Here is a 19,434-nt window from a genome sequence, read left to right as displayed (position 1 = left end):
ACGCGTGAGGAACTCTGCTAAAATTGCCTCAGTTGTGAGCAAACGTTTGCAAGATTTTCAACTTAACAAGTTTTGTTTAAAACAACAGATAAATAGGATTAAATCCATGTCTAAGATCTTCGACTTCGTAAAACCAGGTGTTATCTCTGGTGATGACGTTCAAAAAGTTTTTGAAGTAGCGAAAGAAAATAACTTCGCACTTCCAGCTGTAAACGTTGTAGGTACTGATTCTGTGAACGCAGTACTAGAAGCAGCAGCAAAAGTTAAAGCTCCAGTTGTTGTTCAGTTCTCTAACGGCGGTGCAGCTTTCTTCGCTGGTAAAGGCGTGAAACTTGAAGGTCAAGGCGCTCAAATCCTTGGTGCTATTGCTGGTGCTAAATACGTACACACTGTAGCTGAAGCTTACGGTGTTCCAGTAATTCTTCACACTGACCACGCAGCTAAGAAACTTCTACCATGGATTGATGGTCTTCTAGACGCTGGTGAAGAGCACTTCGCTCAAACTGGTAAGCCTCTATTCTCTTCTCACATGATTGACCTTTCTGAAGAGTCTCTAGAAGAGAACATCGAAATCTGTGCTAAGTACCTAGAGCGCATGTCTAAAATGAACATGACTCTTGAAATCGAACTAGGTTGTACTGGTGGCGAAGAAGACGGTGTTGATAACTCTCACATGGACGCATCTGAGCTTTACACTTCTCCAGAAGACGTTGCTTACGCTTACGAGAAACTAGTTGCAGTTAGCCCACGTTTCACTATCGCAGCATCTTTCGGTAACGTACACGGTGTTTACAAGCCTGGTAACGTTGTTCTGACTCCAACTATCCTACGTGATTCACAAGCGCACGTTTCTGAGAAGTTCGGCCTACCTGCTAACTCTCTGAACTTCGTATTCCACGGCGGTTCTGGTTCTTCTCAAGAAGAAATCCAAGAGTCTATCGGCTACGGTGTTATCAAAATGAACATCGATACTGATACGCAGTGGGCAACTTGGGATGGTATCCGTCAGTACGAAGCGGAAAACCACGATTACCTGCAAGGTCAAATCGGTAACCCTACTGGCGAAGACGCGCCAAACAAGAAGTACTACGACCCACGTGTATGGCTACGTGCTGGTCAGGCTTCAATGGTTGCTCGTCTTGAGCAGGCATTTGCTGACCTTAACGCAGTTGACGTACTATAATTCGTCCGAATTAACGTTGTTAAAAACCCGCTCATTGAGCGGGTTTTTTTATACTTGGGTATTGAACAATAGGTTGATGTATAAGCATATATGTGAGCATTCTCAATTTGTTGGCGAAATATTGTTCGCTCTGCGCAAGTTAGAGCATTAGAAGTGGCGAAATACTTGAGCATTGCGTAACCTGTATTTGACGATATGCGGAATTTCTTACAAGGCTTTGTTTTGTAAGTATTTACGAAAATTTGACTTGGTGAATAGCCAGAGTTGAGATATCGTGCCAAAAATCTGGCATCAGTCAGTATATGTAACAATAGCAATATTGTTTTAAATAAGAGCTTGTAAAACAAGGCTCATAACTAAACGGCAATTGGTTTTATATTTTTATTTGAGGATAAGAGTTATGGCAGGTGAATCGACTGGTATCGATACCACTTTAACTGACGGGTTGAATCAAGCAGAGAAGTGGTTTTCAAACAACTCAGACCTACTTATTCAGTACGGTGTAAACATTATTTCAGCACTGATTATCCTGTTTATCGGTAATATTATCGTTAAAGCAGTCGCTGGCAGCGTAGCAAAAGTACTAGAAAAGAAACATATGGATAAGGCGGTTGTGGAGTTTATTCACGGCCTTGTTCGTTATTTATTATTTGTTATCGTACTTATTGCAGCCCTTGGCCGCGTAGGTGTTCAAACGGCATCTGTTGTCGCTGTGATTGGTGCGGCAGGTCTTGCTGTTGGTCTTGCTCTACAAGGTTCGCTATCAAACTTTGCGGCAGGTGTGCTTATCGTTGCATTCCGCCCATTCAAATCTGGTGACTATGTAGAAATCGGTGGTGTAGCAGGTAGCGTTGAAGCGATTCAAATCTTCCAGACGGTTCTGAAAACCCCAGATAACAAAATGGTTGTTGTGCCTAACTCTTCTGTTATCGGTGGTGCAATCACAAACTACTCTCGCCATTCCACTCGTCGTGTTGACCTCGTAATAGGTGTTTCTTACAAAGCTGATTTACAACTGACTAAGAAAGTGATTCGTGAAACACTGGAAAAAGATCCACGTATTCTGAAAGATCCAGACATGACAATCGGTGTACTGGCTCTTGCTGATTCTTCAGTTAACTTTGTTGTGCGCCCTTGGGTTAAAACAGCAGATTACTGGCCAGTTTACTTTGATTCGATGCAAGGCATTAAAGAAGCATTGGATGCGAATGGTATCGAAATTCCGTTCCCACAGATGGATGTTCACCTGAACAGAGTCGAAGCTTAATCTTTACGATTAGGCATCAAAAAAAGCGAGGCAGTAGCCTCGCTTTTTATGCATGTCAATTAGGTACGTTACCTACTCATTTTCGTATGCAATCAGAGTACTTACCAGTATTTAGTGATTAACTCACTAGCTAAAAAATAAGCGATGGTAAACATCATCACGGCTACAGCGATGTCGATACCTTTTTTCACCTTAGGTTTCGAGAGAGTCGGACCTAATTTTGCCGCGCCAAGAGACAAGGTAAAGAACCACACAAAAGAAGCCATAATAGTACCAAGAGCAAATGCAATGCGGTCATGGCCTTCAAACTGGCCTCCAATAGAACCAAGAATAACAACGGTGTCCAGATACAGGTGAGGGTTCAATACCGTTACCGCAAGTGCACCTAAAATTACAGTACGACGTCCACGGGCAATGACTTCCCCTCTCGTTTCCGATTCATCTGCTGGTTTCAAGGCGCTTCTTAATGAGAGGAAACCATAAAAGCCAAGAAACGCAATACCACCGAGTGTCACTGAGGTTAGCAGAATTTCGTTTTGCGATAAAATGGCACCGCCACCGAAAATACCTAAAGAAATGAATAGCATATCTAGGATGCTACAGATGGTCGCTGTGGTCAGGTGATGGTTGCGTTTGATACCCTGATTTAGAACATATGCATTCTGTGCACCAATAGGGATGATCATTGATGCCCCTAAACCAAACCCTTGTAACAAAACCCAAAAGCTCACAACACACCTCAAAATTAGTAGTAAAAAGACCGAGGAGTGGAAGATAAAACTTCTGGGTAAATAAGTATAATTAATGATTTTAATATAATATAAGTAAAGCTTATCAAGTTGCTTTGGGGACTGTAACAGGAGGGAGGGTGTATGCGCGGACTGGACTATAAATGGATTGAAGCGTTAGATGCGGTAGTCTATCAAGGAAGCTTTGAGCGAGCTGCAGATAATCTTTTTATCTCGCAATCAGCTATCTCTCAGCGTATCAAACAGTTAGAAAAGTTTCTTGCCCAACCTGTATTAATTCGTGAGCAGCCACCGAAACCGACCCCGATCGGTAAGAAGCTTTTGGGATTGTATCGTCGCGTTCGTTTGCTGGAACATGAAATTCTGCCGGAATTAAAAAATGACAGCAGTACTCGCCCAGTTCAGTTATCACTTGCCACAAACGCCGACAGTTTAGCCACATGGTTACTGCCCGCTCTGCAGGGGGTGATGAAGACGCGTCAGGTTGAACTAAAACTCGCTATCTATGGTGAATCCCGATCTATTGAGAAGCTTAAAAGTGGGGAAGTGGCTGGCGCAATCAGTTTGGAATCACAACCAATACCAGGCTGTCGGGCAGACTACCTGGGTCGTATCGATTATGTTTGTGTTGCGAATCCGGAATTTTATCAGCGCTATTTTTCTGAAGGTGTAAATAACCAAACGCTCTCACATGCTCCCGCAGTTTCCTACGATCAATATGATGAACTGCATAAGAAGTTTCTCACGGAGCACTTCAATATACGACCGGATAGCGTTATTCATCATAACATCAGCAGCTCTGAAGCGTTTTTAAAAATGGCGCTGGCTGGTGTCGCGTATTGTTTGATTCCCAGGTTGCAGATCACTGATGAACTGGAGCAAGGAACGTTGATTGATATCACCCCCGGATTCTTGATGACCTACCGGATTTACTGGCACCACTGGCAGTTGGAGACGGGCGTTCTGCAAGAAATTTCCCAAGCCATCGTGCGTTATGCACAGCGTCATTTACCTCAGTAAATACTGAAGCTACTAAACCTATTCTACAATGAGCCGATTAAAAAGAACCTGAATTGCAAGGTTAAAATTGTGTTAGAAGTGAGCTAAGGTGGTTGGATAATTGTCAAAACTTTCTATGATCAAGCCATCTAATTTGGGGTATCTTGCGGTTTATATTATGGATAGATTTGTCAAAGTGAAGCTGTACTCGTGTTTGTTAGCCTCTGTACTCAGCTTTGCGAGTATTTCTGCTCTGGCCAGCACGCCAGAATTCGCTCATATTACGACGACTGGTTACGGTGAAGTTGTTGCAGCGCCCGATATGGCAACGTTCTCTGTTAAAGTCGTTGATACGACAATGACTGCAGAGCAAGCAAAACAGTCGGTGGATGAAACGGTCGATGAATTTTTGAAAAAACTATCTGCTGCTGGCTTATCGAAAGATAGTGTCACAAGCTCGAATCTGTATCTTGCCCCGCAATATCATTATCCGAAGTCAGGTAAGCCTGAGTTAGTAGGTTACCGGGCCACGCGCGGTATTAACGTTACGGTAACGGACTTATCTCGCCTTAATGATTATCTGGATATGGCAATACAAGCGGGTATTAATCAGGTGGATAATATTCAGCTTAAGGTGAGTAATCAGACTGAGTTTCAGCAGAAGGCGCGCATGGAGGCAATTAAGGATGCCAGAGAAAGTGCAGCTTCATTAGCATCGGGATTTGATAAGCAACTTGGCGACATCTGGCGCGTGAACTATAACCACACCTATCCTGAGCCGGTACTGATGCGCTCAGTGGCATTAGATAGTAAACAGCATGTGAACAGTTACCAAGACTCAACAATGGTGATCCGGGATCAGGTTGAGGTGATCTACAAGCTGAAGTAATACCAATTATTTCTGGATATAAAAAGGCAGGGAAATCCCTGCCTTTATTGTTTGTAAGCTTCTTAGTGAAGAATACGCGCACGAATCGTGCCTTCGATGCTTTTCAGTTTGGTTAGAGCTTCTTCTGAGCGCTCTGTTTCTACATCGATAACCACATAGCCGATCTCTGCTGCCGTTTGCAGGTATTGCGCAGCGATGTTGATGCCTTCTTCAGCAAAAATGGTGTTGATCTGAGTCAGGATACCAGGACGGTTTTTGTGAATGTGTAGTAGACGAGAACACTCACCACCGTGTTCAGGAAGTGATACTTCAGGGAAGTTGACGCTTGAAAGTGTCGAACCGTTATCTGAGTATTTTGCGAGTTTACCTGCAACTTCAACACCGATGTTCTCTTGAGCTTCTTGAGTCGAACCACCGACGTGTGGTGTCAGGATGACATTGTCGAACTTCTGTAGCGGAGACTCAAACGGGTCTGCATTCGTTTTTGGTTCAACCGGGAAAACATCGATAGCTGCGCCGGCAAGGTGGCTAGCTTCCAAGCTATGACAAAGAGCTGGAATGTCTACCACAGTACCGCGCGCTGCATTGATAAATATTGCGCCCGGCTTCATGCGTGCAAATTCTTCTTCACCCATCATGTTCTTCGTTTCTGGTGTTTCCGGAACATGCAGTGAGATGACATCACATTTATTCAGCAGCTCACTCATAGTGTGAACTTGCGTTGCGTTACCCAGTGATAACTTGTTTTCAATATCGTAGTAGTAAACACGCATACCTAAGTTTTCAGCAATGATACCCAGCTGAGTACCGATATGACCGTAACCGATAATGCCTAAACGCTTACCACGAGCTTCGTATGAGTTATCCGCACTCTTTTTCCAGATGCCGCGATGTGCCAGTGCATTTTTCTCAGGAATGCCGCGAAGAAGCAGCAGAACCTGTCCTAGTACTAACTCGGCTACACTGCGTGTGTTTGAGAACGGAGCATTGAATACAGGAACACCGCGTTTTGCTGCTGCGTCCAGATCAACTTGGTTAGTACCGATACAAAAACAGCCAATAGCAACCAGTTTGTTTGCTGCATTGATCACTTCTTCAGACAGATTCGTTCGGGAGCGGATACCGATGAAGTGCGCATCTTTTACGGCTTCAATCAGTTCTTCCTCAGGAAGTGAACCTTTGTGATATTCAATGTTGGTGTAACCAGCTGCTTGCAGAACTTCAACTGAAGAAGGGTGAAGTCCTTCAAGTAAGAGGATCTTAATCTTGTCTTTTTCCAGTGAAACTTTGGCCATTTTTTCTCGTCCTTAAATGGAAAGGTGGGCTAATAATGGCGCACATTGGGCAAAACGATTAAAAAGGGGATAATTAACCGTTTTTTAGGAGGACAAACGTTTCCTTGTGCGTCTTCTGTTCAATAAAGTAACAAAAAAAAAATTACTTTGGGTAAGAAAATTACGGAATAAGGAATAAATTTATTGAGCGAAAGAACGAAAAACGGTGCTTTGCAGCACCGTATGTAATGAAATAACCGAAAAATGAACCTGATAGCCAGGTTTTTAGGTATTTTACTCTTCGATTTTTGCGCCTTCTGGTGTGCCCGTAATGACTACGTCGGCACCACGATGAGCAAAAAGACCATTGGTTACAACACCTGCGATGCTGTTGATTTTGTCTTCCATCTCTTTCGGGTTAGTAATCTTCATGTTGTGTACGTCCAGAATAATGTTGCCATTATCTGTTACCACACCTTCACGGTACGCCGGATCACCACCAAGTTTCACCAGCTCACGAGCAACGTAAGAGCGGGCCATTGGGATAACTTCTACAGGTAACGGGAACTGGCCTAGTACGTCAACTGCTTTGGTATCATCGACTATACACACGAATTTTTCAGAGATTGCTGCGACGATTTTTTCACGAGTCAGCGCTGCACCACCACCTTTGATCATGTCACGTGTCGGGTTGATTTCATCAGCGCCATCAACATAAACATCCAGCTTAATTACGTCGTTACACTCAAATACTTCAATACCAAGCTCCTTCAGGCGCTCAGTAGAAGCAACAGAGCTAGAGACAGCACCTTTGATATCGTCTTTGATTGTACCTAGTGCATCGATGAAGTGATTCACGGTAGAGCCGGTACCAACACCAACAATGCTGCCTTTTTCAACATATTTTAATGCTGCCCAACCAGCCGCTTTTTTCATTTCATCTTGAGTCATGCCAATCTCCTGAATAGATGTTCGTTAACATTTGCGGCGTGATTATAGCGGCTAAGTGCTAGTTTTCCCATTGCCAGATTCGGCTTGGAGTCACGATCTTAGGCAGTGGGATGTCCCAGCTTTCAGTTGGCAGGCGATCAACATGCTGGCAATCGTGAGCAATACCAACCGGTATTGCTCCTTCACCGGTCGCGAACCAGAGGGAAAGTGTACGATCGTAATACCCGCCGCCCATGCCTAGCCGATGGCCGATACTGTCGAAACCGACTAACGGTGTGCAGATAAGATCGAGTTGTTTTACTGGCATCAGGTGACGGATATCGAGCCTGGGTTCAAGAATGCCATATTTGTTGTAAACCAGTTGGTCGTCGTTTAAGTACTGATGAAACAGTAGCTGACCTTTGGAAAAGGGATGGATAACTGGCAGGTAAATCGACTTTCCTTGTTGCCATAACCATTCGATAAGTGGTTTGGTATCTAGCTCACCATCCGCAGATAAATATATAGCGATGTGCTGCGAATGCTGTATTTCAGGGAGTTGGGAAAATTGCGTAATAAGGTCGAGAGCCGCCTGGAACTGGGTATCACTACACAGGGCGTTGCGTTTTTCACGAATTAGTTTTCGGAAATCTTGTCGGGAGCTTGATGATATGGATAGTTCTGACATAGAGGAATACCCCAGGGTGCCGTTGAGGATTATGACCCTTGAACCAGCTAGTTCAAGGCGGATCAGCAATGATAACCGTAGGCTTCTCGGTACATGCCAAGCTTGCTCAATAGCTATCAAGTACTAACCCTTTGGTATTGCTTATCGGCTCGGGGACTTAAATCCTGCTGACGCACACCCCAGGGTAAATTTTGTATCTACTGCTGTCCTTGCGTAACTTTACTTAGTGCGTTTTCTAACGACGCAGTGAGCTTTTCCATTCGCTCAGTCATTTCTTGCTGTTGGCCACTTGACTCGTATGATTTAGTCTGCAATTCATAACAAATGTTCAATGCGGCAAATGTCAGCAACTGAATTTCATTGGTTACCTTAGTACGATCGCTCATCTCTTTCAATCGGCGATCAAGATCTTTTGCTGCTGCAACGAGAGATTCTTCTTGTCCAGTAGGACAGTTCACTCGTGTTACTTTGCCTAGTATTTCAACGTCGATCGCTTGATTGCTCATGATGAATAAACTCTATATTCGCGCTATCTAAGGTGTTGCTCCATACAACTACCGAGGAGGAAACTATAGGAAAAGCGGATTTAAGATTCAAGCATTTCCCATCACAGAAAGAGAAATGATGATGTGATCACACAGGAATTCGGCAAATTGAGCAAATGGTGTTCAAAATGAATTTGATAGTCGTTTCGGAGGGCCAGGCTTGATGGTAGGATATGTCGATACATTATTACGCAAGAATGAGCCAAGTTATGAGTGAAATCACCCTTCCGGAATACCAATCTATTGCCGCTGAATTGAAATCTGCAAGTCTGGCAGTTAGTCCAGCTGAATTGCACGGATTGCTTGTCGGTATGTTAAGTGGTGGATTGGCGATTGACGATCAGACCTGGCAGCCAATTTTGTTTGATTACACCAATGAGGGCATGGGATGGCCAACAACGGCTCTAACGTTTGCACAAAGTGTGTTTAAAGTTACTGTGGATGAGCTGACAGGCTCTTCAATGGAGTTGTCGTTGCTATTGCCAGATGAGCCAGGCGAAGAAGGTTTATTTGCACTGGCAGATGGTTTATCTGATTTCGTTAATCATTTTATCTCAGGACTTGGCTTAGGTGGTATTACACTGAACAAAGCGTCCGACGATGCCAAAGAAGCATTGGCTGATTTAGAAGAAATCGCCAAACTGGGTATTGATGAAGAAGATGATTTGGGCGAGCAGGCACAATTGCTGGAACAAGTCATCGAGCATGTTAAAGCTTGCGTACTCACGATCCATGCAGAGTTTGGTGTGCGCCCTGAAAGTAGTGACAGTAAACCAACGATTCACTAATCGCAGATTAGTTCAGCAGAGGTAAGCATGAAGCAGTATGATGTAGTGATTGCTGGTGGTGCGATGGCTGGGGCTACGTTAGCTCTGGCGATTGAGCACTTATCTCAGGAGACGTTGCGAATTGCTGTTGTCGAGCCATTTAAGGCGCAGTCTGATGCCCATCCGGGCTTTGATTCACGCTCAATCGCGCTGTCTTACGGCACCGTTAATTTGTTGCGCCATTTACAGCTTTGGTCGGTCATTGAACCATTTGCGACTTCAATTGAGCATATTCATGTTTCTGACCGCTCTCATGCAGGGATGACGGAGATCACCAGGCAAGAGGTTGGGGTAGAAGCTTTGGGATATGTTGTGGAGCTGGCCGATGTAGGTCGTGTTTACCAAGACCTGCTTGCGAAAAGCGCTTGTATTGATTTCTTCTGTCCTGACTCCGTTACCTATATCGAGCGGGAACAAGAGCATACCAATGTCGAATTAAGTAGTGGTGAAAAGCTGGTTGCGAAGCTATTAGTTGCCGCTGATGGCGCGGTTTCACAGTGCTGCCAGCAAGTTGGCTTAGAACTCTTTGAACATGATTTCGAACAGGTAGCCGTCATTGCTAATATTGTTGCTCAAGAGGCTCATCAGGGGCGCGCATTTGAGCGCTTTACTGAGAATGGCCCTGTTGCGTTACTTCCGATGAGTGACAATCGAATGTCATTAGTGTGGTGTCTCCATCCGGATGAAGCTGAGACTGTTTTAGCCCTTTCTGACAGTGATTTTCTTGCGAGGCTGCAACAAGACTTTGGCTGGCGTTTAGGCGCTCTTAAGAAGGTAGGCCAACGCGCGAGTTATCCTCTGCTACTTCGCCATCGTAAGCAGAACATCTCTCACCGCTTTGCGATTGTGGGCAATGCCGCCCAGACACTTCATCCAATAGCGGGGCAAGGCTTTAATCTTGGGATCCGTGATGTGGTCTCTCTGGCTGAAGAAGTGGTCAAACAAGCTGATGATGCTGGGCGTTATCAGGGCTTAATGCGCTTTAGTCAGCGCCGCGAAGCTGACCGGAATGAGACAATCTGGCTAACGAGCGCGCTGGTTCATATTTTTTCCAATGATTTACCCGCGATGCGAATCGGGCGTAATACAGCCTTAGCCGCGATGGACAACCTTTCTATCTTTAAGCAGCCTTTGCTACGCCATACACTTGGTTTAGTGAAGCGATGAATGGCAGAAACGAGTTAGGTAACTATTAGTTACTAGGTTAGTTCTTAGGTAACAATTAGCTCTTAAGTTACATCAGTTATTAGGTAAGTATAAGTAATGATGCAAAGTGTAGATATCGCCATCATTGGCGGCGGGATGGTTGGATTGGCGCTTGCCGCCGCATTCAGGGACAGTGACCTTCGTATCGCTGTTATCGAAGGAAGCGTGCCTGATCAGCAACTTAATGAGTTACCCGACGTGCGTGTTTCTGCATTGAGCCGCTCTAGTGAAACTATATTGCGTAAGCTTGGTGCCTGGTCGGGAATAGAACAGCGACGAGCTTCACCGTATTACGGAATGGAAGTCTGGGAACAGGACAGCTTTGCCAAAATAGAGTTTGATGCACAAAGCATGGCACAGCCGGATCTTGGACATATTGTTGAAAACAGAGTGATTCAGTTGGCGCTGCTCGAGCAGGTGCAAAAACTGGATAATGTTACTCTGTTTATGCCTGCTCGTTGCGCCACCCTTGCAGTTGGTGAACAGGAAAGCTGGCTGACATTGGACAATGGTCAGGCGATGACGGCAAAATTGGTGGTTGGCGCGGATGGCGCGAATTCCTGGCTGCGCAACCAAGTGGATATCCCGCTTACTCACTGGGATTACGGTCATAGTGCGTTGGTTGCGAACGTAAGAACGACAGAGCCGCACAATAACATTGCGCGTCAGATTTTCACGCCTCATGGTCCATTAGCATTGCTGCCGATGTCTCAGCCAAATATGTGTTCTATTGTATGGTCTACGGAGCCTGATCGGGCAGAGCAGCTGCTCGCGATGGATGAGCACGACTTCAATAAAGCGTTGACCAGCGAATTTGATGCGCGTCTTGGTCTGTGTGAGGTATTAGGTGAGCGAGCAGCTTTTCCTCTGAAAATGCGTTATGCACGTGACTTTGTCACAGAGCGTGTTGCGTTGGTCGGAGATGCTGCGCATACCATTCACCCATTAGCCGGACAGGGAGTGAACTTAGGTCTATTAGATGCAGCAAGCCTGGCGCAGGAAGTTTTGATGCTTTGGAAGCAAGGACAGGATATAGGTAGCAAGCGTAATCTTCGCAGTTATGAGCGCTGGCGTAAAGCCGAAGCTGCCAAGATGATTGCTGCTATGCAAGGCTTTCGCGATTTGTTCTCGGGTGAGAATCCGGCTAAAAAATTGGTTCGTGGAATTGGTTTGAGTCTAGCTGGGCAACTGCCGGGCGCGAAAGATGAAATCATGAAGCGGGCGCTTGGCCTGAAAGGGCATTTGCCTGAGCTAGCTCGTCAGTAGGCTGTTGTTGAATCACAAAAAAGGCTGAATAATTCAGCCTTTTTAACATCGATGTTTAGCTAAGCATATGCGCACCGGAGCTTCATGATTTCCTGGTTGATCTCTTTTACTGCTCTGAAATGACGTTGTTCCGCTTTTTCAGGGATCATCAACTTACCGTTATCAAACTCGAACCTACCGACTCCGTAAATATAAATTCTTCCTTTAAAAAGACGACTTATATGTTTAGCAATCATACCTGGAGTATAGCGCTTAAACAGTCTCATATTTACTTTCCTTTTTTTATTTTACCTAGCTCAGGTTATTTTACGTTTTTGACGCGATATTATTGTGATGGCAATAATATAAAGTACAGGTGATATGTAACAGATTAGATATTTGTGCTGTCACAAGCAAAATGTCAGGTGGATATCTTAATTTGCGTGAGGTTTACCCCAAATATCGCCTGTGTAAGGAACATTATTTGTTCTTATCTCCTTCTTGCACGATGCATTAAGCAACAGTTTTGTTACAGAATTAAGAATAGAAGGAAAACATAAGTTTGCTAAATGTTTCTTTTGTAACATTCATTCCGTTTTTTTCTGCTCATGTGATCTTAGAGGCAGGGGTTTCGCTAAAGTTCAGACAAAAAAAAGCCCGCTTCAGCGGGCGAATAGTCACAGATGCATTACACAAAAGTGGGCTGCTGAAATAACAGAGAACGTTATGTAACTCAGCATTACCACTTTATGTCAGTCAAGTCCTGTTGAAAACTTAACCAACATGAATATCATATATAAGTTTTTTAAATGTGACTATTTATGTTTTTAAGTTGATTAAAAATTCCATTCTAATTAATGCAAAGCGTGAGGCTGGTACAGTTTCTTGCATGGTTTTGCAACCGATTACATTTCTGGCCCCGACTATCGACAAATATCAGCCACGATTGGCTGACATAATTTGGCAAGATCATCGATGGATAAAGCAAGTCCGGCCATTCGATCACCGCTACTGATGGTGACTTCCCCTTCCTCAAAAAGACTTGGGTCAAATACCACAGGCATATGACGCTTAAGTAATAGCGGTGTCACCGTGCCAATTTTATATCCTGTAATGCTTTCAACATCGGTTTGATCAACGCAAGTCATGCGCCGAGACTGCAGAAGCACGCGTACTTTTTTAGGATCGACACTGCGATCACCAGGTGCACAAGCCAGTGCATAAAGGTTTCCCATGTCACGCAGCAGGATCGCTTTTACCATCTGAGAAGGACGAATGCCGCGTTGTTGTGCGACATCCTCAATGGTCGTGGCGGGTCTTTGATGTGGCAGTAACCTGTACTGGATGTTCTGCTCAGACAGGAATTGCATCAAAGGGGTATGAATGGGATTACTCATCATCCAAGCTATAAGGTAGTGCTTCGATGCTCCATTCACATTCAGGTTGAGAAACCAAACGCAAACGCGTGTCTTCATCTAGGTTGTTTGGTAACACAATCAAACCGATAGCCTGGTTGTCGCTAAACTGGTAGTGAGCCTGCAGGGCACCGACAGAACGCCAGTTTTCTCCTACGCTTCGTTCTAATTCAACAGGTTCGTTTAAGTCTGACGTGATTACACCTTTTACGATGTACATAGCTCGTTTGTTGATGCCGCGATATTTGGCGCGCGCGACGGTTTCTTGGCCAGTGTAACAGCCCTTAGTAAAGCTGATTCCACCCAGCGCTTGAAGGTTGAGAGCCTGAGGTATGTGTTCGTTTTGTGCACTTGAAGACACAAATGGCAGTCCAGCTTCAATATCGAAACGGTTCCACAACTGATTGTTTGTCAGGGTTGCATCGCTTGTTTCAACTATTGCTTGTGCAGCCTCATTGCTTACGGCTAGTAACCAGCGATTATCTTCAACTTTTACTGCAGTGCCACCGTTAATTCCTCGCACGTTGCCCGTTTCTTCAGTCAAACTTGCGATAAAGTTGTCGGCCTTAACGCCAGACACGCCAAGAATAACCTCGCTTGATTGCTCGATGGTGACTTTTGAAAATACGGCGTATTTCTTAATTTCTGTTAGTTCAACTTCAAGGGCTGTTTTCGGTTGGATCATGCCGTAGCCATCGTGATGATGGAACAAACGAAAAACACTCCACACTTTGCCTTTAGCATCGCAATGCGCGCCCAGTGTTGACTGGTCTTTTTCAAGCGAAACGACATCACAGGTTACCTGGCCATGTAAGTACGATTTTTTATCATCACCGACCATGGTGATCATGCCTAAGTTGTCTAATAATGAGATAGAAAGCTCAGGTAATGCATCTTGAGTTGAGAGGGGTAGTGCTGAAAAGCGGGTTTGCCATTCCATGATTACAATGCCTTTTGAAGATATTTTTCAGCTATGTTAATTGTAGATGAAGCATTTGTCAGCTCTCATTATGCGTACATAACCTCATGGAGTTTGGTTCGCGTATTGTGACCGGGACACTAGTGACGTTGCACATCAGTTGCTACACTCCGCACCTATAACAAGACATCTATTAAGGAATAATGAATGTACACTCCGGAAGAAAAGGCGCGTATTAAATGGGCTTGCCGTCGAGGTATGCTTGAGCTTGATGTGGTGATTATGCCGTTTTTTGAAGAGTGCTTTGATGCGCTGAGTGAACAGGAGCAGCATGACTTTGTTTCTTTGCTTGAATGTGATGACCCTGATTTGTTTACATGGATTATGGGACATGGCCGTAGTGAAAATCTAGGTCACGCATCGATGGTCGATAAAATTGTCGCCCACAACCTCAGCAAAGTTCGTTAATCTGACACTTTCCCCCTCCGTTACTGCCCGGGTCATTAATCTCATACTTCTCCTCTCAATGACCTGGGCTATTATTCTTTCTGACATCCCAATTGTATTATCGATTTATTTGTTATTAATGATTACCAAGCTGTATTTGCCGACAGGTTCTGTTGTTCCTGTTAGCGTGGGTCTTTGGTATGTTCATCGAGATGGAACGGTCAGAAGTGAAAATACAAAGACTCAGCTCGTGAAAGCTGACCTGTCGACTTTACCGTTTAAGACCACTTTTATACTTGAATCAGGAGAGAGTGTGACGGTATGGAGGGACAGCTGTAGCGATAATCAATACCGCCAACTCGTTCTGGTATTACGTCAGTGGGAAATAAAACAGAGAGCCGAAGCTCTCTGTTGATCTGACTGATTGGTTCAGGCTCTTACGACTACTGCTGATTCAGCTGCTTGGTAGGTGTGAGGATCGTCGGCCCGCTGCTTTCCAGTTGATTCGGATAATCCAGGGTGTAGTGCAAACCGCGGCTCTCTTTGCGTTGCATCGCACAGCGCACCATGAGTTCAGCGACTTGCAGCAGGTTGCGCAGCTCAAGCAAGTTATTGGATACACGGAAGTTACTGTAGTATTCGTGTGTTTCTTGTTGCAGCATTTGAATACGGCGCAACGCACGCTCCAAGCGTTTATCTGTACGTACAATGCCCATGTAGTCCCACATAAACAGGCGCAGCTCATGCCAGTTATGCTGAATAATCACTTCTTCATCACTGTTGGTGACCTGACTTTCATCCCAGCAAGGTAATTGAGAAGCTAAGCTCACTTCTGACAGGTGTTTAAGAATGTCTTTTGCGGCAGACCAGGCGTAGACCACGCACTCCAATAGTGAGTTTGAAGCCATACGGTTGGCACCGTGCAGACCAGTGTAGCTTACTTCACCTATCGCATATAGATTCTTCAGGTCTGTATGCCCGTTCTGATCAACAATCACACCACCACAGGTATAGTGCGCAGCAGGAACTATAGGGATAGGCTCTTTGGTCATGTCGATCCCTAAGTCCATCAAGCGTGAGTAGATGGTCGGGAAGTGCTTAGTAATGAAGTCAGCCGGTTTATGGCTGATGTCGAGATACATGCAATCAGCACCGAGGCGCTTCATTTCAAAGTCAATAGCGCGAGCAACGACATCGCGCGGCGCTAACTCTTTACGTTCATCGAAGTCTGGCATAAAGCGAGAGCCATCTGGACGACGTAAGTACGCGCCTTCACCGCGTAGTGCTTCCGTGAGCAGGAAGTTACGTGCCTCCGGGTGGAACAGGCAGGTTGGGTGGAATTGATTAAATTCCAAGTTTGCGACGCGACAGCCAGCGCGCCAGGCAATGGCAATGCCATCACCAGAGGAAACATCCGGGTTTGAAGTGTACTGATAAACCTTTGAAGCGCCGCCAGTTGCCAGAACAACAAACTTGGCACGAACGGTTTCTACGTGCTCTTCGTTGCGGTTCCAGATGTAGGCACCAATAACCTTATTCTTATCACCACCCACTTTATCTTCAGTGATAAGATCCAGCGCGTTATGACGCTCGAGAACATGAATATTGGGATGGTTGTGAGCGTTGTCTTGCAGGGAAGTTTGCATCGCCATGCCCGTTGCATCTGCAGCATGCAGAATACGTCTACGGCTGTGGCCACCTTCACGGGTCAGGTGGTAACGAGGTTCTTCGTCAGAATCATCATCTTCGCGATCAAATGGAACACCACCATCAATCAGCCACTGTACACACTCTTTTGAATGTTCAGCGATGAATCTTACGGTCTCTTCATCACATATTCCATCGCCTGCGATTTGGGTGTCTTCTACGTGAGAGTCAATCGTATCTGACTCATCGAACACCGCAGCAATGCCGCCCTGAGCGTAATACGTCGCGCCTTCGCTTCGTGGTCCTTTACTGAGAACCATTACCTTACAGTGGTTTGCGACACGCAAAGCCAACGACAAGCCTGCAGCCCCACTCCCTACCACTAACACATCACATTCATGTTCACGATTTGTGTTCATATAACTTTTATAATCCCAAGCTAAGACAATAAGGTTGTCTTGTATATTATTTGCACACCATGTGCTCTTCCATTAGCGTGACATCCGTCACTAAGGGCTAAGTTGGGAGGTTCATCTAAACTACAGTTACTCTGGTGACTTGGGTCACTCTTCTTTTTGGTATGCACAGGTCGAAGACCAAAATTACATACGAATACTTTTTGAGTTTCATTTAAAACGCGTTATTCAGATAGCCAACAGCCATGCAAATGAAAAGTAATAGTTTGTCAATGTCATTGCTTTTCCATGCTCTACCCAGCACAATTTGGATAGAGGACGATTATTATACCCAATTCCCTTCAATTTGCTCGTCTGACAAACTTAGATTTAAGTTTAAACAAAGTAGGGCATTGGTGTATGACATCACACAGTGAAAAAACAATGATAAAAACTTGAGAACCTATGGAACTTTCTCATTTAAACAGCAGTCACAATAGTGCTCAAGTAAGCAGTGGTGTCAATACTACATTTTGCATAAATAGTACCCATATCTGAGAAGAGTAGGGGCATAACAAATAGGAGTATCCGCTCGAATGAACGAGCAGCTGACCGATCAAGTATTGATTGAGCGAGTTCAGAATGGCGATAAGCAAGCATTCAACCTGTTAGTGACAAAGTATCAGAACAAGGTTTGTAATCTTATTTCCAGATATGTAAGTAATCCTGGTGATGTTCCAGATGTAGCACAAGAAGCGTTTATCAAAGCTTACCGAGCGATTCCCAGCTTTCGCGGGGAGAGTGCGTTCTATACTTGGCTATATCGCATTGCAGTGAATACTGCGAAAAATCACATTGTGGCTCAAGGGCGAAGACCCCCTGCGACGGATGTTGATGCTGAAGAAGCTGAATTTTACGAAACAGGTAATGCACTTAAAGAAATTTCGAACCCTGAGAACTTAACGTTGTCCAAAGAACTGCAACGGGTAGTGTTCAGCGCAATCGAAGCTTTACCTGAAGATTTAAAAACCGCAATGACCCTGCGAGAGCTTGATGGCTTGAGCTATGAGGAAATTGCTGAAGTAATGGATTGCCCGGTAGGAACGGTACGCTCACGTATCTTCCGTGCTCGTGAAGCGGTGGAAAAGAGAATAAAACCTCTGATGCAGCGCTAGTACAAGTAATAACTATGGTGAAAACAATGGCTGACAAAGAAAAACTTTCAGCTCTCATGGATGGAGAATTGATCGATAAGGCTTTAATTCAAGAGTTAGAGCAAGATCAAGAGCGCCGTGAAGCTTGGCAGAACTATCACCTTATTGGTGATGTGATGCGAGGTGAAGCGCCAGCAAATCCTGAGTGGAATATTGCTGAAAGCGTGGCGTTAGCGTTAGAAGACGAGCCAGTGCATCGTGCTGTCGACTCGCACAGTGCAAACGTGATTTCAATCGCGGATGCGCCAAAAGAGTCGCAACCAGAACCACAGAAAGCCAAGCGTCAACTACCAGGTTGGTTGACTCAATTTGGTCAGGTAGCGGTTGCTGCTTGTGTATCCTTGGTTGTCATTTTAGGTGTGCAGCAGTACGGCGGTAGTGATTCTAATGCCCCTCAAGCTGAGCAGTTACCTGTATTGCAGACTATTCCGTTTGCAGGTAGTGCAGAGCCAGTGAGTTTAACCCGTGAGTCTGTAGAGCGCTCAATGGGTGAAGCAAATATGCAGGAGCAACGTAAGCGTGTTCATGCTATGCTACGAGACTACGAATTACAGTTAAGAATTAACAGTGACGCATCTCAACAAGATGTGCCTGTGACTCCGGATGTTGAATGAAAAAATTTCTGATCAGCGCTTGCGCTCTGTTCAGTATGATGTCTTCGCAAGCCTTTGCTGGTGACAAGCCAGCGGAGGCTTTATTGCATCAAATGAGCGAGGCGAGTAAGAATTTAAGTTACGAACTCTCTTATATTCTCATCAAAAAGACCAGTATTGAGCCTTTGCTGTACCGTCATGCTACGCACGGTGAAGATCAATATGCCCATCTTGTCTATCTCAGCGGTCCTGTACGTGAAGTGATTCGCCGTGGCCGAGAGGTCAGCTACATCGAAACCGGCGCAGAACCTTTCACTATTGAATCGGGGAATATGGTTGCACCGACTATTCCGATGCTGAACACTGATATTGATGAACTTAACCTGTATTACGATTACGTGCAGGTCGGACGAGCCCGTGAAGCGGGAGTGGCGACTGAGGTTTTGCGTATTGTACCCAAAGATGGTTTACGTTATTCCTATATCCTCTGGATAGATGAAAACAGCAAGTTACCGCTAAGAGCTGATCTAATCGACCGTGACGGAGAGATTCTGGAACAGTACCGCACCATTTCTTACACAGTGAACCCAAAAATCTCTGAACTGATGAGTGGGCTAGCAGACGTTCAGCTTCCTGCAGTTCTGACTATGCCTAAAGGCGATGTCAGTACCAGTGACTGGGTGGTCAGCTGGACTCCTGATGGTTTTGAGCCTAACGAGCTTAATCGCTACCGCATGGCAGTAAGTGATCAGATGGTAGAAAGCCAAATGTATTCCGATGGCCTGTTCAATTTCTCAGTCTATGTCGCAAGCAAAGATGAACACTCTTTGAAAGGTCAGCTTGTTCGCCAGGGGCGAAGAACGCTGCACAGCTACGTAAATGGTGACTATGAAATCTCTGTCGTGGGTGACATTCCGCCAGCCACTGCGCAGCGCATCGCCCAATCGGTCACCTTTAAAGTAACCAGTAATTAGTAACGTACAAGCAACATGAGTAACTTGG

20 protein-coding genes and 1 other RNA gene are annotated in these 19,434 nt (G+C 45.1%); 11 read left to right on the top strand and 10 right to left on the bottom strand.

Features of this window, described 5'->3' with window-relative positions; translation table 11 throughout:
• Positions 1 to 106: 106 nt before the first annotated feature.
• Together fbaA and mscS are read left to right on the top strand one after the other, a co-directional pair.
• Positions 107 to 1,183, top strand: coding sequence for a class II fructose-bisphosphate aldolase (gene fbaA / locus KHN79_RS11695; RefSeq protein WP_182011188.1), 1,077 nt, complete (start codon positions 107 to 109; stop codon positions 1,181 to 1,183).
• 400 nt (positions 1,184 to 1,583) lie between these two features.
• Complete coding sequence (gene mscS / locus KHN79_RS11690; protein ID WP_182011189.1) at positions 1,584 to 2,450, top strand: small-conductance mechanosensitive channel MscS; 867 nt, start codon at positions 1,584 to 1,586, stop codon at positions 2,448 to 2,450.
• Between the two features lie 101 nt (positions 2,451 to 2,551).
• Here the strand turns inward: mscS and KHN79_RS11685 are convergent, their stop codons facing one another.
• Positions 2,552 to 3,181 (bottom strand): LysE/ArgO family amino acid transporter, encoded by a 630-nt coding sequence (locus KHN79_RS11685; protein WP_182011190.1) that lies wholly within the window; start codon positions 3,179 to 3,181, stop codon positions 2,552 to 2,554.
• 141 nt (positions 3,182 to 3,322) lie between these two features.
• Here KHN79_RS11685 and KHN79_RS11680 point away from each other — a divergent pair, with 141 nt between their 5' ends.
• Both KHN79_RS11680 and KHN79_RS11675 read left to right on the top strand, forming a co-directional pair.
• The gene (locus KHN79_RS11680) at positions 3,323 to 4,219 is read left to right on the top strand and encodes a LysR family transcriptional regulator ArgP (RefSeq protein WP_182011191.1); all 897 of its coding nucleotides are present in this window, start codon (positions 3,323 to 3,325) and stop codon (positions 4,217 to 4,219) included.
• A gap of 175 nt (positions 4,220 to 4,394) precedes the next feature.
• Positions 4,395 to 5,087 carry an oxidative stress defense protein gene (locus KHN79_RS11675; protein WP_182011254.1) on the top strand — a complete coding sequence of 231 codons (693 nt, stop codon included), beginning with the start codon at positions 4,395 to 4,397 and terminating at the stop codon, positions 5,085 to 5,087.
• A gap of 62 nt (positions 5,088 to 5,149) precedes the next feature.
• On the opposite strand, the gene serA is transcribed toward KHN79_RS11675, so the two are convergent.
• The 5 genes from serA to KHN79_RS11650 form a co-directional block, all read right to left on the bottom strand.
• Positions 5,150 to 6,382: a phosphoglycerate dehydrogenase gene (gene serA, locus KHN79_RS11670; protein WP_182011192.1), complete on the bottom strand. Its 1,233-nt coding sequence runs from the start codon at positions 6,380 to 6,382 to the stop codon at positions 5,150 to 5,152.
• 273 nt (positions 6,383 to 6,655) lie between these two features.
• Positions 6,656 to 7,312, bottom strand: a complete 657-nt coding sequence (gene rpiA / locus KHN79_RS11665) for a ribose-5-phosphate isomerase RpiA (protein WP_182011193.1) — start codon at positions 7,310 to 7,312, stop codon at positions 6,656 to 6,658.
• 58 nt (positions 7,313 to 7,370) lie between these two features.
• Positions 7,371 to 7,964, bottom strand: coding sequence for a 5-formyltetrahydrofolate cyclo-ligase (locus tag KHN79_RS11660; RefSeq protein WP_182011255.1), 594 nt, complete (start codon positions 7,962 to 7,964; stop codon positions 7,371 to 7,373).
• A gap of 19 nt (positions 7,965 to 7,983) precedes the next feature.
• A non-coding RNA gene (ssrS, locus tag KHN79_RS11655) (6S RNA) lies at positions 7,984 to 8,168 on the bottom strand.
• Positions 8,169 to 8,176: 8 nt separating this feature from the next.
• Positions 8,177 to 8,485 (bottom strand): cell division protein ZapA, encoded by a 309-nt coding sequence (locus KHN79_RS11650; RefSeq protein ID WP_182011194.1) that lies wholly within the window; start codon positions 8,483 to 8,485, stop codon positions 8,177 to 8,179.
• Positions 8,486 to 8,733: 248 nt separating this feature from the next.
• Between KHN79_RS11650 and KHN79_RS11645 the strand changes: the two genes are divergently transcribed.
• From KHN79_RS11645 to KHN79_RS11635, 3 genes are all read left to right on the top strand, one after another.
• A complete protein-coding gene (locus KHN79_RS11645; RefSeq protein ID WP_182011195.1) occupies positions 8,734 to 9,312 on the top strand; it encodes a YecA family protein in 579 nt (192 codons plus the stop codon).
• 27 nt (positions 9,313 to 9,339) lie between these two features.
• Complete coding sequence (gene ubiH / locus KHN79_RS11640) at positions 9,340 to 10,518, top strand: 2-octaprenyl-6-methoxyphenyl hydroxylase (protein ID WP_182011196.1); 1,179 nt, start codon at positions 9,340 to 9,342, stop codon at positions 10,516 to 10,518.
• A 96-nt stretch (positions 10,519 to 10,614) separates the two neighbouring features.
• Entirely contained in the window at positions 10,615 to 11,823 is a 1,209-nt protein-coding gene (locus KHN79_RS11635; protein WP_182011197.1) for an FAD-dependent 2-octaprenylphenol hydroxylase, read from the top strand.
• Positions 11,824 to 11,882: 59 nt separating this feature from the next.
• On the opposite strand, the gene KHN79_RS11630 is transcribed toward KHN79_RS11635, so the two are convergent.
• The 3 genes from KHN79_RS11630 to ygfZ all read right to left on the bottom strand — a co-directional run bounded on the left by KHN79_RS11630 (position 11,883) and on the right by ygfZ (position 14,157).
• Positions 11,883 to 12,089 carry a DUF1107 domain-containing protein gene (locus KHN79_RS11630; RefSeq protein WP_182011198.1) on the bottom strand — a complete coding sequence of 69 codons (207 nt, stop codon included), beginning with the start codon at positions 12,087 to 12,089 and terminating at the stop codon, positions 11,883 to 11,885.
• A 636-nt stretch (positions 12,090 to 12,725) separates the two neighbouring features.
• Complete coding sequence (locus tag KHN79_RS11625) at positions 12,726 to 13,199, bottom strand: YbaK/EbsC family protein (protein ID WP_182011199.1); 474 nt, start codon at positions 13,197 to 13,199, stop codon at positions 12,726 to 12,728.
• The gene (ygfZ, locus tag KHN79_RS11620) at positions 13,192 to 14,157 is read right to left on the bottom strand and encodes a tRNA-modifying protein YgfZ (RefSeq protein WP_182011200.1); all 966 of its coding nucleotides are present in this window, start codon (positions 14,155 to 14,157) and stop codon (positions 13,192 to 13,194) included. Before ygfZ ends, KHN79_RS11625 begins: the two co-directional genes overlap by 8 nt.
• A 186-nt stretch (positions 14,158 to 14,343) precedes the next feature.
• On the opposite strand from ygfZ, the gene KHN79_RS11615 reads away from it, so the two are divergent.
• Positions 14,344 to 14,604, top strand: a complete 261-nt coding sequence (locus KHN79_RS11615) for a succinate dehydrogenase assembly factor 2 (protein WP_182011201.1) — start codon at positions 14,344 to 14,346, stop codon at positions 14,602 to 14,604.
• 422 nt (positions 14,605 to 15,026) lie between these two features.
• On the opposite strand, the gene nadB is transcribed toward KHN79_RS11615, so the two are convergent.
• Positions 15,027 to 16,649, bottom strand: coding sequence for an L-aspartate oxidase (gene nadB / locus KHN79_RS11610; protein ID WP_182011202.1), 1,623 nt, complete (start codon positions 16,647 to 16,649; stop codon positions 15,027 to 15,029).
• Between the two features lie 572 nt (positions 16,650 to 17,221).
• Here nadB and rpoE point away from each other — a divergent pair.
• Genes rpoE through rseB form a run of 3 tightly spaced genes read left to right on the top strand, consistent with a single transcriptional unit; the run spans position 17,222 to position 19,406 of the window.
• The gene (rpoE, locus tag KHN79_RS11605) at positions 17,222 to 17,800 is read left to right on the top strand and encodes an RNA polymerase sigma factor RpoE (protein WP_182011203.1); all 579 of its coding nucleotides are present in this window, start codon (positions 17,222 to 17,224) and stop codon (positions 17,798 to 17,800) included.
• 26 nt (positions 17,801 to 17,826) lie between these two features.
• Entirely contained in the window at positions 17,827 to 18,453 is a 627-nt protein-coding gene (locus KHN79_RS11600; protein WP_182011204.1) for a sigma-E factor negative regulatory protein, read from the top strand.
• Positions 18,450 to 19,406: a sigma-E factor regulatory protein RseB gene (gene rseB, locus KHN79_RS11595; RefSeq protein ID WP_182011205.1), complete on the top strand. Its 957-nt coding sequence runs from the start codon at positions 18,450 to 18,452 to the stop codon at positions 19,404 to 19,406. Before KHN79_RS11600 ends, rseB begins: the two co-directional genes overlap by 4 nt.
• The last annotated feature ends 28 nt before the right edge of the window (positions 19,407 to 19,434 follow it).

It is taken from the genome of Vibrio sp. B1FLJ16 (assembly GCF_905175385.1).
Taxonomy (GTDB): domain Bacteria; phylum Pseudomonadota; class Gammaproteobacteria; order Enterobacterales; family Vibrionaceae; genus Vibrio.
This window is presented reverse-complemented; position numbering and strand designations above follow the sequence as displayed.

Coding starts and splice junctions, on each gene's coding strand:
- fbaA (WP_182011188.1), top strand. CDS start 107: ATGTCTAAGATCTTCGACTTCGTAAAACCAGGTGTTATCTCTGGTGAT.
- mscS (WP_182011189.1), top strand. CDS start 1,584: ATGGCAGGTGAATCGACTGGTATCGATACCACTTTAACTGACGGGTTG.
- KHN79_RS11680 (WP_182011191.1), top strand. CDS start 3,323: ATGCGCGGACTGGACTATAAATGGATTGAAGCGTTAGATGCGGTAGTC.
- serA (WP_182011192.1), bottom strand. CDS start 6,382: ATGGCCAAAGTTTCACTGGAAAAAGACAAGATTAAGATCCTCTTACTT.
- rpiA (WP_182011193.1), bottom strand. CDS start 7,312: ATGACTCAAGATGAAATGAAAAAAGCGGCTGGTTGGGCAGCATTAAAA.
- KHN79_RS11650 (WP_182011194.1), bottom strand. CDS start 8,485: ATGAGCAATCAAGCGATCGACGTTGAAATACTAGGCAAAGTAACACGA.
- KHN79_RS11645 (WP_182011195.1), top strand. CDS start 8,734: ATGAGTGAAATCACCCTTCCGGAATACCAATCTATTGCCGCTGAATTG.
- ubiH (WP_182011196.1), top strand. CDS start 9,340: ATGAAGCAGTATGATGTAGTGATTGCTGGTGGTGCGATGGCTGGGGCT.
- KHN79_RS11635 (WP_182011197.1), top strand. CDS start 10,615: ATGATGCAAAGTGTAGATATCGCCATCATTGGCGGCGGGATGGTTGGA.
- KHN79_RS11630 (WP_182011198.1), bottom strand. CDS start 12,089: ATGAGACTGTTTAAGCGCTATACTCCAGGTATGATTGCTAAACATATA.
- KHN79_RS11625 (WP_182011199.1), bottom strand. CDS start 13,199: ATGAGTAATCCCATTCATACCCCTTTGATGCAATTCCTGTCTGAGCAG.
- ygfZ (WP_182011200.1), bottom strand. CDS start 14,157: ATGGAATGGCAAACCCGCTTTTCAGCACTACCCCTCTCAACTCAAGAT.
- KHN79_RS11615 (WP_182011201.1), top strand. CDS start 14,344: ATGTACACTCCGGAAGAAAAGGCGCGTATTAAATGGGCTTGCCGTCGA.
- nadB (WP_182011202.1), bottom strand. CDS start 16,649: ATGAACACAAATCGTGAACATGAATGTGATGTGTTAGTGGTAGGGAGT.
- rpoE (WP_182011203.1), top strand. CDS start 17,222: ATGAACGAGCAGCTGACCGATCAAGTATTGATTGAGCGAGTTCAGAAT.
- KHN79_RS11600 (WP_182011204.1), top strand. CDS start 17,827: ATGGCTGACAAAGAAAAACTTTCAGCTCTCATGGATGGAGAATTGATC.
- rseB (WP_182011205.1), top strand. CDS start 18,450: ATGAAAAAATTTCTGATCAGCGCTTGCGCTCTGTTCAGTATGATGTCT.